Genomic DNA, 15075 nt, shown 5'->3' with positions numbered 1-15075 from the left:
TAGCGACCTTAGCCTCCCGGTTCGCAAGACCCAAAAGCAGCCAAGACAATGAAACACGAGCTTATCGCTGCAGTCGATCTCGGCTCGAACAGCTTCCGACTCATCGTCGGGCGCGTCGTAGGCGACCAGATCTTTGCGCTCGACAACCTCAAGGAACCGGTTCGCCTTGCTGGCGGCCTGACCCCCGACAAACAACTCGACATCGCCTCGCAAGCACGGGGTCTGTCGGCACTGCGCAAGTTCGGCGAACGGTTGCGAGGCTTCCGCGCTGACGAAGTGCGCGCAGTGGCGACCAACACCCTGCGGGTCGCCAAGAACGCCGGCAGCTTCCTGGAACAGGCCGAGCAGGCCCTTGGTTTCCCGATCGAGGTCATCTCCGGCCGCGAAGAAGCGCGCCTGATCTACCTCGGGGTCGTGCACACCCTGCCTGATCCGGGCCACAAACAACTTGTGTTTGACATCGGAGGCGGTTCGACCGAATTCATCATCGGTCGCGGGCTCGAACCAATCGTCCTCGAATCGCTTTACATGGGTTGTGTCAGCTACAGCCTGAAGTTCTTCCCCGAAGGGCGCATCGACAAGGCGGGGTTGCGCGCCGCAGAAATTGCGGCGATGCGAGAGCTCGAAACGATCGCGCACACCTACAGGGAAGTCGGCTGGGAACTGGCGATCGCTTCAAGCGGCAGCGCGAAAGCGATTGCGGAACTGCTTGAACTGAACCACTTCTCGCAAGGTGGCATCACGCGCGAAGGCATGGCGCAGTTGCGCCAGGAACTGCTGCGTGCGGGCAACGTCAACCGCCTGACGATTCCCGGTACGCGTGCCGACCGACTCCCGGTGCTGCCCGGTGGTTTTGCGATCATGTCCGCCGCGATGGAAGCGCTCGGCCTTGATCAGGTGACCTTCTGCGATGGCGCCTTGCGACAAGGGGTGCTGTATGACCTGATCGGTCGTTTCTCGCATCAGGATCTTCGCGATGTAACCGTCGAGACCTTCATGCGGCGCCACGAAGTCGATGCAGCGCAAGCGATGCGCGTGGCGAATACGGCCTGCAAACTTCTGGTTCAGGCGATGCCGGCCGCCATCGACCCGGATCATATCGACCGTCGGTTCCTGGTCTGGGCAGCGCGCCTGCACGAGCTTGGCCTATCGATCGCGCACCCCAGTTACCACAAGCACAGCGCCTACATACTGGCCAATGCCGACATGCCAGGGTTCTCGCGCAAGGATCAGACACGACTCGCCTGCCTTGCGCTCGGACATCGCGGCAAGCTCGAGCGCGTACTCGCGCTGCAGCCAAGCGAGACAGACTGGCTGTTGATCCTTTGCCTGCGGGTCGCCTTCATCCTGCATCGCACGCGCGACGATGCCGATGCACCGGAACTGCTGGTCACCGGTTCGCGCAAAGGTTTTCAGGTCAGTGCTCGCGCCGAGGATCTGCAAAATCGCCCCCTCACTGCATCGATGCTGGAAGAGGAGGGGATTCAGTGGGAAGCCTGCGGTATGCCGGTTCGATTGCGCGTCAGTCGCGGGCGCGCGGGAAGCCGCGATGCCTGATCGAGCACCACCCTCGTTGTCGCGCGACGGCAACGAGGTCACCCTCGCCGGAAACTGGACGCTTTCGACACTGACACGCGCACCGCAATCACTGCGCGTCGCCGTGCGCAGTGCGGACACGTCCGTGCACTGGAATCTGAGCGCAGTCACCGCACTTGACACCTACGGCGCGCTCTTGCTCTGGCGTGCCTGGGGCCGCAAGACCCCAGCATCGGCAAAGATTCCGGGGGAATACGAGGCGCTGTTTGAGCGCTTGCGCGCGCATGTCGCCGAACAGCCCGCCAAGCGTGCGCCGCGGGATCCCTTCGGCGTCATTGCCGACATCGGCCGCGGTTCGCTTGAAGTCGCTGCTCATGTCTCGTGCTTCGTCGCCCTGCTGGGGCAGTTGGTGATTGAATGTGCGTACGTGCTGCGGACCCCGAGCCGCATTCCATGGCGCGAAATTTCGGCCAACCTTTACAAGGCTGGCGTGCGCGCGATGCCGGTGACGGCGCTGGTAGCCTTCCTCATCGGCGTTGTCCTGAGTTACCTGTTCGCCCTGCAACTCAAGCGCTTCGGTGCCGAGGCGTTCATCGTCGATGTACTCGGCATCGGCATCATCCGTGAGTTGGGGCCAGTCCTTGTCGCGGTGCTGGTAGCCGGGCGTTCGGGCTCTTCCATGACTGCACAGCTCGGCACGATGCGGGTGACCGAAGAAATCGACGCGCTGGCAACCATGGGGGTCCCACGCCATCTGCGCCTGGTGTTTCCCAAGGTGGTCGCACTCGCCATTGCGATGCCCTTGCTGGTGTCATGGACCTGCGCGATCGCGCTGGCCGGCGGCATGATCGCCGCCTACTTCGAGTTGGGGCTCGACCTCCAGTTCTTTATCGCAAACCTGCCCAAGGCGGTGCCGCTCCCGAACCTTTGGATCGCGCTGACCAAAGGCGCAGTGTTCGGCACGACCATAGCCCTGGTTGCGTGCCATTTCGGCCTCCGGGTCGAACCGAACACCGAAAGCCTGTCTGGCAACACCACGCGTTCGGTCGTAGCAGCCATCACTCTGGTCATCCTGATGGACGCGATCTTTGCGCTCGCGACCCGCAACATCGGACTGGGCCGCGGATGAGCGTCGCGCCACCGATCGAACTCTGCGGTATCGGCACGCGCTTCGGCCGCCACTGGGTCTTGCGTGGCATCGATCTCACCGTGCAGCGCGGTGAATTGCTGGCGCTGGTGGGCGGATCGGGCAGCGGCAAGACCACGCTGTTGCGCCAGATCGTCGGGCTGCTGGCGCCGACCGAAGGCGAAGTAAGGCTATTTGGCGAACCCCTGCATGAAGGCGACCGGGATGCGCTGGCGGCCCGTCGTCGCCGCTTCGGCATGCTGTTCCAGCACGGCGCGCTGTTTTCAGCGCTAAATGTGTTCGACAACATCGCTTTTCCGCTGCGCGAATTGCGCTGTCTGCCCGAAGCGGAAATTCGCGATCTGGTTTTCACGAAGCTGGGCATGGTCGAAATCGATCGCGACGCGGCCTGGCGCATGCCCGCCGAGTTGTCGGGCGGCATGATCAAGCGGGTCGCCTTGGCGCGCGCACTGGCGCTGGACCCAGAACTACTGCTGCTCGATGAACCCACCGCCGGCCTCGACCCGGACCGCAGCGCCTCGTTCGTGAAACTGATCCGTACCCTTCACGAAGCCCTGCACCTGACCGTGGTCTTCGTCACCCACGACCTCGACACCCTTGCTGCGTTGGCCAACCGGCTCGCAGTGCTGGCCGAGGGACATATACTGGCAACCGGTTCCCTCGCGGATGTGGTGCAGGTCAAGCACCCATTCATCGAGCGCTTCTTCCTGAGTGAGCGCAGCCTCCATGCGTTGAACCGCGGAAAAGGTACTGACTGATGGAAAACCGCGCTTACGCGCTTGCTGTGGGCATCTTCACGATCGTCGTCGGTCTGGCGACCGCCGCCGCTTTCTGGTGGTTCGCCGGGCGAACCGAGCGCACCTACGACGTCTACCTCTATACCGATGGCAGCGTGGGTAGCCTCAACGAGCAGGCTGCCGTGCGCTTTCGCGGCATACGCGCCGGCCGCGTGACCGACATCGACCTCGACCCGGAAACACCACGTCGCATCCTGATCCGCCTGCGACTGGACGAGAGCCTGCAACTGTCGAAAGCCACCAGCGCAAAGCTTGCGACGCAAGGCCTGACCGGCTTCATCTATGTGCAGCTCGAAGACGATGGCAGCGACCCGCGCCCGCTCGACGCCCCTGCAGGCGAATTACCCCGGATCGAGCTCAAGCCCTCGAACACCAATCCGGTTGAGGCCGCCGTCCTTGCCTTGAATCGCATCCGGGACGTCGCTGACAAGCTCAACCTGATCCTCAGCGACACCAACCGTGCAAACCTTGAGCAGAGCCTCGCGCATATTTCATCGAGCACCAAGCACCTCGATGAGACGCTGGCGAATGCGCCGGAGCTGATAGAACGCGCGAAGAAGGTGCTCGCCCGCTTCGACTCCGACGACATCAATCACACCCTTGCGAATCTGGACAAGACGACTGGTGAATTGCCGCAGACACTGGCTTCCTTACGCTCAACCCTGGCGGGCCTGCAGGCACTGACGAATCGGTGGGAATCGCTGGGGGGCGACATCCAGACACGTGTCATCGCCGACGGCGGCGAGCGCCTCGGGCAAACACTCGACGAACTGCGAAAGACCAGCGGCGAGCTGACCACCTTGATCAACACCCTGGAACGCAATCCGCAATCGATCGTGTTCGGCCGGCCGCGCGCCGAGCCGGGCCCGGGAGAGCGCGGCTATACACCGCCCGCAAAGCCCTGATCCGCCATGTATCGCATATTCCTGACCGCTCTCTCGATTTCGCTCATTGCCCTGGCCAGTGGCTGCGTATCACGCCCCGGCGAGACCGGTGCGGCGATCGTGCATGACCTCGGGCTTCCAGCTACACCCGGCAGTGCGATGAGCCCCTTGCCGTTGCGCCGGGTCGAGGTAATCGGGGCTCCCGCCCTGAGCGGACTCGCCATGCAGTATCGCTATGCCGAAGACCAGACCACGCGACGACTGAGCTACGCCGACAATCGGTGGAGCGCGACACCCGCGCAACTGGTCGAGTCGCAACTCGCGCGCATGCTGTCAGGAGCCGCAGGCGTGGGCCGTTGCAAGCTGACGGTGAAACTGGACGAATTCGTCCAGGTCTTTGCGCGAGACGGCAGCAGCATCGGTTACGCAGCGGGAAGCATGGTGCTGGGCGGCGAACGTGCGGACGAAGTGCTGGCCCAGAAGGCCTTCGAAATTCGCAACGCGGCAACGTCCGCTGACCCGAGTGCGGGGGCGCTCGCGCTGCGTGGCGCGACTGAACGCATCGCAAAAGATGCCGCCACCTGGCTTGCGGCGCAAGATGCCAAGCGCTGCACGCCCGGCTAGCGACCGAGTTCGGTTCGCTTGATGCTGATCCGGATGGCGCCTCGGGGGAGGCGCCATCCGGGATTTCTTCGGGGGGAGAAGAGAATGGAACGCCAAGTCAGTCCCTATGCGAACGGTCTGGACATGTGCGCCGCCAACCATGTGGCGCTGTCGCCGCTGACCTTCGTCGAGCGCGCCGCCTACATCTATCCGGAACGTCCTGCGGTCGTGCACGGCCAGCGTCGTTACACCTGGGCACAGACCTTCGCGCGCGCAAAGCGCCTCGCATCCGCATTGCGAGGCCGCGGTGTTGGCAAGAGCGACACGGTGGCGGTCGTTCTCAACAACACGCCCGAGATGTATGAATGCCATTTCGGCGTACCCGGTTGCAGTGCCGTGCTCAACACGATCAACACCCGGCTCGACGCCGAAGCGATCGCGTTCATCCTGAATCACGCGGAAGCCAAAGTCCTGCTGACCGATCGCGAGTATTCGGCGACGGTGCGAGAAGCGCTACGCATTGCCAACCGGCCTGATCTGCTGGTCGTCGATATTCTTGATAGCGAGTACACCGGAATCGGCGATGCGATCGGCACCCTCGACTATGAGGCTTTACTCGCAGAAGGCACACCGGAGGCGCCACTCGAAGCGCCCGATGACGAGTGGGACGCGATCTCGCTCAACTACACCTCCGGCACAACCGGAAATCCGAAGGGCGTGGTTTATCACCACCGGGGCGCCTATCTCAATGCGCTGTCGAACATCGTCTCCTGGGGTATGCCGCCGCAGTCGGTGTATCTGTGGACCTTGCCGATGTTTCATTGCAATGGCTGGTGCTTCGCCTGGACGATGGCTGCCAACTGCGGCACCAACGTGTGCCTGCGCCGCGTCGATGCGCGCCTGATCTTTGAGGCAATCCGCAGCGAAGGCGTCACCCACTATTGCGGCGCGCCCATCGTCCATTCGATGCTGGCCAATGCCCCGGCGGCGTGGCGCGAAGGGATCAACCACAAGGTCAGCGGGCTGATTGCAGCTGCGCCGCCCCCAGCCGCCGTCATCGAAGGCATGGCGAAGATCGGCTTCGACGTTACGCATGTTTACGGATTGACTGAAACCTATGGCCCGGCCGCGGTCTGCGCCAAGCATCAAGAGTGGTCTTCGATGCCGCTCGACGAGCAAGTGCGGCTCAACGGCCGGCAGGGCGTGCGCTATCACGCCCAGGAAGGTATCGATGTGATCGATCCGCTGACGATGATGCCGGTGCCGCGGGACGGCGAGACGATGGGCGAAGTCATGTTCCGCGGCAACCTGGTCATGAAGGGCTATCTGAAGAATCCGCAGGCGACCGCGGATGCCTTTCACGGCGGCTGGTACCACACCGGCGACCTCGCGGTGATGCAGCCCGATGGCTACGTAAAGATCAAGGATCGGTCCAAGGACATCATCATCTCAGGCGGTGAAAACATCTCGTCTATCGAGGTGGAAGACGTCCTCTACAAGCACCCGGATGTACTCGCGGCGGCGGTGGTTGCAGTGCCCGACGAGAAGTGGGGTGAAGTGCCGTGCGCTTTCGTCGAACTGCGCGAGAACGCCACCGTCGACGAACAGACACTGATCGCCTTCTGTCGTGAGCGCATGGCCCGTTTCAAGACGCCCAAGCGCATCCTGTTTGGCGAATTGCCCAAGACATCGACCGGCAAGATCCAGAAGTACGTGCTCCGCGAACGGGCGCGTTCGACCGACGCCATCCAGTGACCCGAAGAACGCGGCAAGACTGGCAGCCGGCATGCGTGACGATGACGATCGCCAGCACTCGCTGCTCGGCGACCAGCATAAGGAGCATCGCAAATGATTGAGTCAGAACCCTTCGTACTTCGCAGCGACAAAGACGGCATCGCGACGCTGACGCTGAACCGTCCCGCGCAATACAACGCGCTGTCGATGGCCATGATTGAAGCCTTGGGAAGCACGTTAGGGCAGGTTGCAGAAGACCCTTCGGTGAGGGTCATCGTGCTGGCTGGCGCCGGCAAGGCCTTCAGCGCCGGACACGACCTGAAGGAAATGCGCGCCCACCCTGAAAAAGCCTTTCAGCAAACCCTGTTCTCGCGCTGCGGCAAATTGATGAACAGCCTGCTGACACTGCCGCAGCCAGTGATCGCTCGGGTTCATGGCATCGCCACCGCCGCCGGCTGCCAACTAGTCGCTATGTGCGACCTCGCCATCGCCGCCGACACTGCGCGTTTCGCCGTCTCTGGGATCAATCTGGGGCTGTTCTGCAGCTCGCCTTCGGTTGCACTGTCGCGCAACGTGGGGCGCAAGCGGGCTTTCGAGATGCTTGTGAGCGGCGATTTCGTCAGCGCACAGGAAGCTGCGCAGCTGGGGCTGATCAATCGATCGATCGCCCCCGAGCAACTCGACGACGCCGTGATGCACTTGGCGCGCAACATCTGTTCCAAGAGCCCGTCGGCAATCGCCGCGGGCAAACGGCTCTTCTACCGGCAGCTCGAGATGGGGATCGAAGCCGCACACCAGCTTGCAGCAGAAACGATGGCCTGCAACATGATGACCGCCGATGCCGGCGAGGGCATCGACGCTTTCATCGAGAAACGTCCGCCTGTCTGGTCAAGCCGCCGAATGCCACAGCAGTGCTGATCGATACCCACATCCATCTGGACGCGACTGAATACGCGGAGACACGGAACAAGGTCATCGAGGATGCGCGCGCCACGGGCGTCGCCACGTTCGTGCTACCTGGCGTCTCACCGGCGAATTTTGCGCCGGTGCAGGCGCTGGCCGAGCAGCATCAGGACGTGGTGCCAGCCTATGGGATTCATCCGCTTTACGTAGGCGACACGGACGAATCCGGGCTCGAGCAACTCCGAGCGCAACTGCAGAACGGCGGGGCAGTCGCGGTAGGCGAAATCGGGCTGGATTACTTCGTCGCCGATGCCGATCGCACCCGACAAGAGGCCTTCTATGTCGCGCAACTCAAGCTCGCGCGCGAATTTGGCTTGCCCGTTCTGTTGCATATCCGCCGCGCGCAAGACGATGTCCTCAAACACCTGCGCCGTATCACGGTTCGAGGTGGCATCGCGCACGCCTTCAACGGCAGCCGCCAGCAGGCGGATACGTTCATCGCGATGGGATTCAAGCTCGGTTTTGGTGGCGCGATGACGTACGACGGATCAAGCCGCATCCGTGCGCTCGTGCGTGATCTGCCGCTCGAAGCGATTGTGCTGGAAACCGACGGACCGGACATTCCCCCCGCATGGCGCCCGGGCGGCCCCTCGCTTCCGTCTGAACTGCTGCGCTACGCAAGCCTGGTAGCCGAGTTGCGCGGCGACACGCTTGAACGGGTCATCGCGCAAACCGGCGCCAACGCTGTCGCGGCGCTGCCGGGGCTTACTGGCCGGCTGTGACCGGCGCCCCCCCGCGTGCGATGAAGTTTGCGATCTGCGAGCGCAGCGCAACCACATCACCATCGAAGTGTTCGTAGATCATCAGACTCAGACCGAAGGAATAGGCGTAAAGCAGCAAGGAACGGCTTGCCGCTTCCTGCGGCGTCATGCCTGAGGCGACGAAGAGATCCTTGGCGTTTTTCAGACGCCATTGATCCACCTCTTCAACCACGGCCGCTGCCTTCGGGTCGCGGCGAGCCCAATCGCGCACGGCCAATTCGATCTGGATGCCGCGGCGGTTGCGCGACGAGGAATACACATCGATCACGCGCACGATCTGCTCAAGCGGCTTGCCTGGCTCGCCTCTTGTCTGCTTGCTGACGTCGCGGATGCGACCGTCCTTCCACAGGTTGAGTACCTCGTCGAGCAGTTCCTGCCGATCGCGGAAGTGCCAGTAGAAGCTGCCCTTGGTGACACCGCACCGCTTGGCGAGCACCTCCACCCTGAGCCCGGCAAGCCCTTCTTCCGCAAGCGCATCGGTTGCGGCCTGAATCCAGGCCTTGCGATCGAGAGGGGGGCGGTTCGTGGCCGACGCACGAGTCTTCACAGCGTTCTTTTCCATTGTTTCCACGATTGACAGGGGGGATGACCATACGATACCGTATGGTTCATTCCATACGCTAACGTATGGGTGATTGTCCGGTCCGAGACCCTGCCTGTCAATGTTTCGGCCCGGAGGCGCGATAATGTCGGTCGCGGCGCCCAATGCGCCAACCCAGCGTCCGATTGAAGGAGACCGAGTTGAAGATCCTGGTTCCGGTAAAGCGAGTCGTCGATTACAACGTCAAGGTGCGCGTCAAGGGCGACGGCACGGGCGTCGAACTCGCCAACGTAAAGATGTCGATGAATCCCTTCGACGAAATTGCCGTCGAAGAGGCTGTGCGCCTGCGCGAAGGCGGCATCGCGACAGAAACGGTCGCCGTTTCCTGCGGCACCGCTGCCAGTCAGGAAACCCTGCGCACCGCGATGGCGATCGGCATCGACCGCTCGATTCTCGTCGAAACCGACGCGGAACTCCAGCCGCTGGCGGTCGCAAAGCTGCTCAAGGCGATCGTTGAGCGCGAACAGCCGCAGCTCGTCATCCTCGGCAAGCAGGCGATCGATGACGACGCCAACCAGGTCGGCCAGATGCTCGCCGCGCTGCTCGGCTGGCCGCAGGCAACCTTTGCGTCCAAGGTCCAGCTCACCGGTGGGCGCGCCGTGGTCATGCGCGAAATCGACGGCGGTCTCGAAACCGTGGATGTCGCGCTGCCCGCGATCGTCACGACCGATCTGCGACTGAATGAACCGCGCTACGCGACCCTGCCAAACATCATGAAGGCCAAGAAGAAGCCGCTCGAAACCGTCAAGCCGGCAGACCTTGGCGTCGATCCATCGCCGCGTCTGAAGACGCTCAAAGTCTCCGAGCCACCGAAGCGGGCAGGGGGTGTGAAGGTTGCCGACGTGCAGGAACTCGTCGCAAAACTGAAGAACGAAGCCAAGGTACTGTGAGGATAGCCACATGACGATTCTTGTGATTGCTGAGCACGACAACGCTTCGCTCAAACCCTCGACCCTCAACACCCTTTCGGCCGCAAAAGCGATCGGTGGCGATATCCACCTGCTGGTCGCCGGCCACAATGCATCACCGGCGGCCACGGCAGCTGCCACGGTCAGCGGTGTAACGAAAGTACTGCTGGCCGACGCAAGCCATTACGCCGACCATCTGGCGGAAAACCTGGCCGCCCTCGTGGTGACGCTGGCGCCCGCATACACCCACGTGATCGCGCCCGCGACCACCTTCGGCAAGAATTTCATGCCTCGGGTGGCGGCCCTGCTCGACGTTGCGCAGATCTCGGACATCATCGCCGTTGAATCTGCAGACACCTTCGTGCGCCCGATCTACGCCGGCAATGCCCTGGCAACGGTGCAGAGTGTCGATGCCATCAAGGTGATCACCGTACGCACCGCCGCCTTCGACGCGGCAGCATCCGGTGGCAGCGCGGCAGTCGAACCGGTTGCCGCCGCCGCGGACCTCGGCATCTCGAAGCTCGTCGGACGCGAACTCACCGTCAGCGCACGCCCGGAATTGGGCGCTGCCAAGATCATCGTGTCGGGTGGTCGCGGTCTGGGTAGCGGCGAGAACTATCACAGCGTGCTTGAGCCGCTGGCCGACCGTATCGGCGCGGCAATGGGCGCTTCCCGCGCAGCGGTGGATGCCGGCTATGTGCCCAACGACTATCAGGTGGGCCAGACCGGCAAGGTCGTGGCGCCGCAGCTCTACATCGCCATCGGTATTTCGGGCGCCATCCAGCATCTGGCCGGCATGAAGGATTCCAAGGTGATCGTGGCGATCAACAAGGACCCGGACGCGCCGATCTTCCAGGTTGCCGACTACGGGCTGGTGGGCGACCTGTTCGAACTCGTTCCGCAACTCACCGCGGCGATCAACTAAGGCAAACGGGGCGGGACGGTGGATTTCAGCATCGACACCCTCCCGCCCGGCAGCGCGCTGTTGTCAGCGGTCGCCATGCTCGCGGCCTTGTTGTTCGAGTCTCGCCGCGTCGCATGGCGGAGCCTGATAGCCGGCCCGGTGCTCGGTCGCCTGCTTGGCGCGTCGGTGCTGCTGATGCTGGCCTGGAGCCTCAAGGCAAACCTGGCACCGGGATTCCGCCTGCACCTGCTTGGGGTGACGGTGCTCGTGCTGTGGTTCGGGCGCGCTCGCGCGGTGTTTGCCATCGCAATCGGCAGCCTGGCCTCGGTGCTTGGCACCGGCGGCGACCTCGCTTCATGGCCATTCAATTTCGTCCTGCTCGGCGTCATGCCGGCATGGATAAGTGATCTGTGCGATCGCGCCCTGCGAGAGAGATTGCCGAATCACATCTTTGTTTTCATCTTCGGAAACGCGTGCGCGGTATCGGCCGCGTGCATGCTGAGCGTTGGTTTGGTGGCAACGGGGTTTCAGGCGCTGGGGGGCGCCGACCTTGCCGGATTGCTCGAAGGTTACCTGCCGTACTTCCTGTTGCTCGGCTTTGCCGAAGCCTGGTTGAGCGGCATGGCAGCGACCTTGCTGGTGGTGTTCTTCCCTGGCTGGGTATCGAGTTTCGACGACCGTCGCTACCTGACGAACAAGTGAATTGCGCGGCGCGGGGCCGCGATGTTTTGGGGGAGAGTCAATCATGAGTCAGTACATTGCGCCGATCCGCGACATGCAGTTCGTGTTGCATGAACTCGCCGGGCTCGGCGAGCTAGCCAATCTGCCGAACTGCGAAGAAGCCACGCCGGACGTAGTCGACGCGATCATGGAGGAGGGCGGCAAATTTGCCAGCGGCGTGCTCGCCCCCCTGAACAAGGTCGGCGACCAGAACGGCGCAATCTGGAACAACGGCACTGTCGCGACCGCGCCGGGCTGGAAAGAGGCCTACCAGCAGTTCGCGGAATCGGGATGGACCGCCATCGGCTGCCCGCAGGAATTTGGCGGCCAGGGCCTGCCGAAGCTCGTTTCGACGCCGGTTTCCGAGATGTTCAAGTCGGCCAACCTGGCCTTCTCGCTCGGCCCCATGCTGACCCAGGGCGCCATCGAGGCGCTGGTGTTGCGTGGCTCCGATGCCCTCAAGGCCAAGTTCCTCGACAAGATGGTCGCCGGGACCTGGACGGGCACGATGAACCTCACCGAGCCGCAGGCCGGTTCCGACCTCGCGGCAGTGCGCAGCAAGGCGATCCCGCAAGCCGATGGCAGCTACCTGATTTCCGGTCAGAAGATCTTCATCACCTACGGTGAGCACGACATGACCGACAACATCATCCATCTGGTGTTGGCGCGCTTGCCCGATGCCCCGGAGGGCGTAAAAGGCATTTCGCTCTTCGTGGTGCCGAAGTTCATGGTGAACGACGATGGTTCGCTGGGCGCACGCAACGACGTGCATTGCGTGTCGATCGAACACAAGCTCGGCATTCACGCCAGCCCGACCTGCGTAATGTCTTACGGCGACAAGGGCGGCGCGGTCGGCTACCTGGTCGGTGAGGCAAACCGCGGCCTCGAATACATGTTCATCATGATGAACGAGGCGCGATTCTCGGTCGGACTTGAAGGCCTTGCGATCAGCGAACGCGCTTACCAGAAGGCGCTGCAGTATGCACGCGAGCGCACCCAGGGCACGGAACTCGGCATCAAGGGCGGTGGCAAGGTTGCAATCATCAAGCACCCCGATGTACGCCGCATGCTGATGACGATGAAGGCGCATGTCGAGGCGATGCGCGCGCTGGCCTACGTGACCGCCGCGGCACTCGATCATGCCCATCACCACGCGGACGATGCCGAGCGCGCCAAGGCCCAGGCCTTTGCGGATCTGATGATCCCGGTCGTGAAGGGCTGGTGTACCGAAACGGGCATCGAAATGGCATCACTCGGCGTTCAGGTCCACGGTGGCATGGGCTACATCGAGGAGACCGGCGCCGCGCAATACCTGCGCGATGCACGGATCTCGGCCATCTACGAGGGCACGACCGGCATCCAGGCGAATGACCTGATCGGTCGCAAGATGGCGCGCGAAGGCGGTCAGACCGTCAAAGCCGTCATCGGCATGATGCGGCGGCTTGATGGCAATCTCGCGGAAGCCGAGGGCGGAATGATGGGCGAACACGTCGCGGTTGTTCGCGCTGCGCTGGCCCAAGGCGTCAGCGCACTGGAGCAAGCCGTCGAATACATCCTTGCCACCTTCGGTAGCGATATCAAGGCCGCTCATGTGGGCGCCGTGCCCATGCTCAAACTGATGGGCATCGTGTGTGGCGGCTGGCAGATGGCGCGTGCGGTCATTGCCGCACAACGAAAGCTCAGCGAAGGCACGGGCGACAGCAACTTCTACAAGACGAAGATCGTCACCGCGCGCTTCTTTGCCGAGCATGTGCTGCCGCATGCGGCAAGCTATTCGCACACCGTGTGCAAGGGCGCAGGCAGCGCGCTCACGCTTGACGAAGCGATGTTCTGATCCGGGGCATCGCGTCACACAGGAGCGCCAGCAATCCTGGCGCTCCAACTCTATTTCAGAACCGCTCCGGGTAGTGCAGGAACCAGAGCCAGGCCAAAACGACCTGGACGACAACCAGCATCGACCCCGTCGCACTCAGATAGCAAACCACTGCAGGCAGCAGCACCTGAAGCGCAGCCTCGCAGAAATCACCCACACCAAAGCACGCCGCGGCAAGACACGACCACTTCACGGCGAAACCGGGAAGGTATCGGCTCATGGTGCGGTTGAAACGATAGTTCTGGACCTGTTCGATCCGCGAGCCGCGCGATGCGTCCCTGAAGTACTGGAAGGGCCAGAAGTAGCGGTAGATCAGCGCAAAGAAGGAAACATCCGGCAGGTCTGCGCGCATCGCACGATCCTCCTTGCTTGGCGGGAATCGGTGTCAACGGCGTCCAGGCGGATTACTTCAGTCCTGATTCCGTCCCGATCGTGCGTGTTTGGGCAGACCAGGGAGACGCGCCAATCGCCTGCTCAAAGCGAACCCACATACCGCATAATCTGTATTATGTAATGTGTTATATCAGTCCGGAGTCAGGACTACACAATCCCGATCCTCTCCACCCTGTCTCACAGAACCAGCGGTCCGTCATAGCCTGTCAGTTCGAGGTATCCACGCCCGATTTCCCGGCCCGCTTCCAGCGCACGCACCGCACCCTCCCAATACAAAGTCCCCGTCGTGGCTCTCGCGTCCAGTTCCTGGTCGTCGAAAAGCGGCTCCAGCTGGATGACTCGCTGGCCAAACCGCACCGCCTGCATCACCGGCCACTGCACGCCAGTTCGCGGGCTGCGCCAGTTGCGCGAAGGCTGCCAACGCACTTCGCCGGGATTGAAACGGGCGGCATCACCATCCGGCGTCCGCAGGCTGCCTCCGCTCCATAGTGCGTTGCCGCCTCGGTCGCGCATACGGAACAGCATCAACGCCGAGCCATCGTGCAAATTGAGCCCGGTCCAGTCCCAACCTGCTGCTTGCGGGTGCATCAGGGTGCTCGACCATTCGTGATCGAACCAGGCCGCACCGCGCCCCGGGAATGCCCGGCCCGCGACTCGCACCGAGCCGCTCACCGTCACTTGCGGGAGGCTGTAGTACATGCTGGCATGTTCAATGCCGGGTGCCTTCTGGCTGAAGCCGCCAAGTCCATGCAGCAGCGGCGGCCCTTTGGTGTCCAGCCGCAAAGCAAGTGCAAATTCGCCAGCGTCGAGCTCGATCCGGAAGCCTTCTCCCGTCCTGTTCATTCGCCAACGATCAAGCATGAGTCCGCAATCGCCGACCTGCGCCCCAACCAGCCCCAAGCCGCTGCGGGCGGATCTGGCTGCATGCAGCAAGCGGCCCGCGGGCGGCCAGGCCAGCGCAGCATGGGCCACAACCACATGCCGCAGCGCGAAACGGCTGGGGTTGGATTCATCAGTCCCCGGACGTAACTGGAAGAACGTGACCTGGAAACCGAAGGGTGAAACGCCTGGAGCTGCCAGCCAGCCTGTCACATACCACCACTCGATACGGTGCTCGGGGTGTGCGCCATGGTCATGCGGAAAGACCAGTCGACGCGGTGCGAGTACCGGATATGCCACTGGGGCGGCATACAAGGACTGCGCCGACACCAAGGGTGCCACGCTCATTGCCCGCAGAAACCGTCGGCGCGA

The 15075-nt window shown here is 62.8% G+C and carries 15 protein-coding genes; 12 read left to right on the top strand and 3 right to left on the bottom strand.

Features of this window, described 5'->3' with window-relative positions; translation table 11 throughout:
- The first annotated feature begins 48 nt into the window (after positions 1-48).
- From ppx to GGR36_RS03790, 8 genes are all read left to right on the top strand, one after another.
- Positions 49-1557 (top strand): exopolyphosphatase, encoded by a 1509-nt coding sequence (gene ppx / locus GGR36_RS03825; protein WP_183632015.1) that lies wholly within the window; start codon positions 49-51, stop codon positions 1555-1557.
- The gene (locus GGR36_RS03820; RefSeq protein ID WP_183632013.1) at positions 1550-2665 is read left to right on the top strand and encodes an MlaE family ABC transporter permease; all 1116 of its coding nucleotides are present in this window, start codon (positions 1550-1552) and stop codon (positions 2663-2665) included. The genes ppx and GGR36_RS03820 overlap by 8 nt, the downstream gene beginning before the upstream one ends.
- Positions 2662-3441 carry an ABC transporter ATP-binding protein gene (locus GGR36_RS03815; protein ID WP_183632011.1) on the top strand — a complete coding sequence of 260 codons (780 nt, stop codon included), beginning with the start codon at positions 2662-2664 and terminating at the stop codon, positions 3439-3441. The genes GGR36_RS03820 and GGR36_RS03815 overlap by 4 nt, the downstream gene beginning before the upstream one ends.
- Positions 3441-4385 carry an MlaD family protein gene (locus GGR36_RS03810; RefSeq protein ID WP_183632009.1) on the top strand — a complete coding sequence of 315 codons (945 nt, stop codon included), beginning with the start codon at positions 3441-3443 and terminating at the stop codon, positions 4383-4385. Before GGR36_RS03815 ends, GGR36_RS03810 begins: the two co-directional genes overlap by 1 nt.
- A 6-nt stretch (positions 4386-4391) precedes the next feature.
- The gene (locus GGR36_RS03805; protein ID WP_183632008.1) at positions 4392-4988 is read left to right on the top strand and encodes an ABC-type transport auxiliary lipoprotein family protein; all 597 of its coding nucleotides are present in this window, start codon (positions 4392-4394) and stop codon (positions 4986-4988) included.
- Between the two features lie 84 nt (positions 4989-5072).
- The gene (locus GGR36_RS03800; RefSeq protein ID WP_183632007.1) at positions 5073-6722 is read left to right on the top strand and encodes an acyl-CoA synthetase; all 1650 of its coding nucleotides are present in this window, start codon (positions 5073-5075) and stop codon (positions 6720-6722) included.
- A 93-nt stretch (positions 6723-6815) separates the two neighbouring features.
- Positions 6816-7619, top strand: coding sequence for an enoyl-CoA hydratase (locus GGR36_RS03795; RefSeq protein WP_183632006.1), 804 nt, complete (start codon positions 6816-6818; stop codon positions 7617-7619).
- Positions 7613-8386, top strand: a complete 774-nt coding sequence (locus GGR36_RS03790) for a TatD family hydrolase (RefSeq protein ID WP_183632005.1) — start codon at positions 7613-7615, stop codon at positions 8384-8386. The genes GGR36_RS03795 and GGR36_RS03790 overlap by 7 nt, the downstream gene beginning before the upstream one ends.
- Here GGR36_RS03790 and GGR36_RS03785 read toward each other — a convergent pair.
- Positions 8370-8987: a TetR/AcrR family transcriptional regulator gene (locus GGR36_RS03785; RefSeq protein ID WP_183632004.1), complete on the bottom strand. Its 618-nt coding sequence runs from the start codon at positions 8985-8987 to the stop codon at positions 8370-8372. The two genes, GGR36_RS03790 and GGR36_RS03785, sit on opposite strands and share 17 nt — an antisense overlap.
- Before the next feature lie 179 nt (positions 8988-9166).
- Here GGR36_RS03785 and GGR36_RS03780 point away from each other — a divergent pair, with 179 nt between their 5' ends.
- The 4 genes from GGR36_RS03780 to GGR36_RS03765 are packed head-to-tail and all read left to right on the top strand — an operon-like array spanning position 9167 to position 13392.
- Positions 9167-9916 carry an electron transfer flavoprotein subunit beta/FixA family protein gene (locus GGR36_RS03780; RefSeq protein WP_183632003.1) on the top strand — a complete coding sequence of 250 codons (750 nt, stop codon included), beginning with the start codon at positions 9167-9169 and terminating at the stop codon, positions 9914-9916.
- 10 nt (positions 9917-9926) lie between these two features.
- The gene (locus GGR36_RS03775; protein ID WP_183632002.1) at positions 9927-10859 is read left to right on the top strand and encodes an electron transfer flavoprotein subunit alpha/FixB family protein; all 933 of its coding nucleotides are present in this window, start codon (positions 9927-9929) and stop codon (positions 10857-10859) included.
- An 18-nt stretch (positions 10860-10877) separates the two neighbouring features.
- Positions 10878-11540 (top strand): energy-coupling factor ABC transporter permease, encoded by a 663-nt coding sequence (locus GGR36_RS03770; RefSeq protein ID WP_183632000.1) that lies wholly within the window; start codon positions 10878-10880, stop codon positions 11538-11540.
- 43 nt (positions 11541-11583) lie between these two features.
- Complete coding sequence (locus GGR36_RS03765) at positions 11584-13392, top strand: acyl-CoA dehydrogenase (RefSeq protein ID WP_183631991.1); 1809 nt, start codon at positions 11584-11586, stop codon at positions 13390-13392.
- Positions 13393-13447: 55 nt separating this feature from the next.
- Here the strand turns inward: GGR36_RS03765 and GGR36_RS03760 are convergent, their stop codons facing one another.
- Together GGR36_RS03760 and GGR36_RS03755 are read right to left on the bottom strand one after the other, a co-directional pair.
- The gene (locus GGR36_RS03760) at positions 13448-13783 is read right to left on the bottom strand and encodes a hypothetical protein (protein ID WP_183631989.1); all 336 of its coding nucleotides are present in this window, start codon (positions 13781-13783) and stop codon (positions 13448-13450) included.
- Between the two features lie 218 nt (positions 13784-14001).
- Positions 14002-15051: a lipocalin-like domain-containing protein gene (locus GGR36_RS03755; protein WP_242533093.1), complete on the bottom strand. Its 1050-nt coding sequence runs from the start codon at positions 15049-15051 to the stop codon at positions 14002-14004.
- Between the last annotated feature and the right edge of the window lie 24 nt (positions 15052-15075).

This window comes from Niveibacterium umoris, from assembly GCF_014197015.1.
Classification (GTDB): Bacteria; Pseudomonadota; Gammaproteobacteria; order Burkholderiales; family Rhodocyclaceae; genus Niveibacterium; species Niveibacterium umoris.
This window is presented reverse-complemented; position numbering and strand designations above follow the sequence as displayed.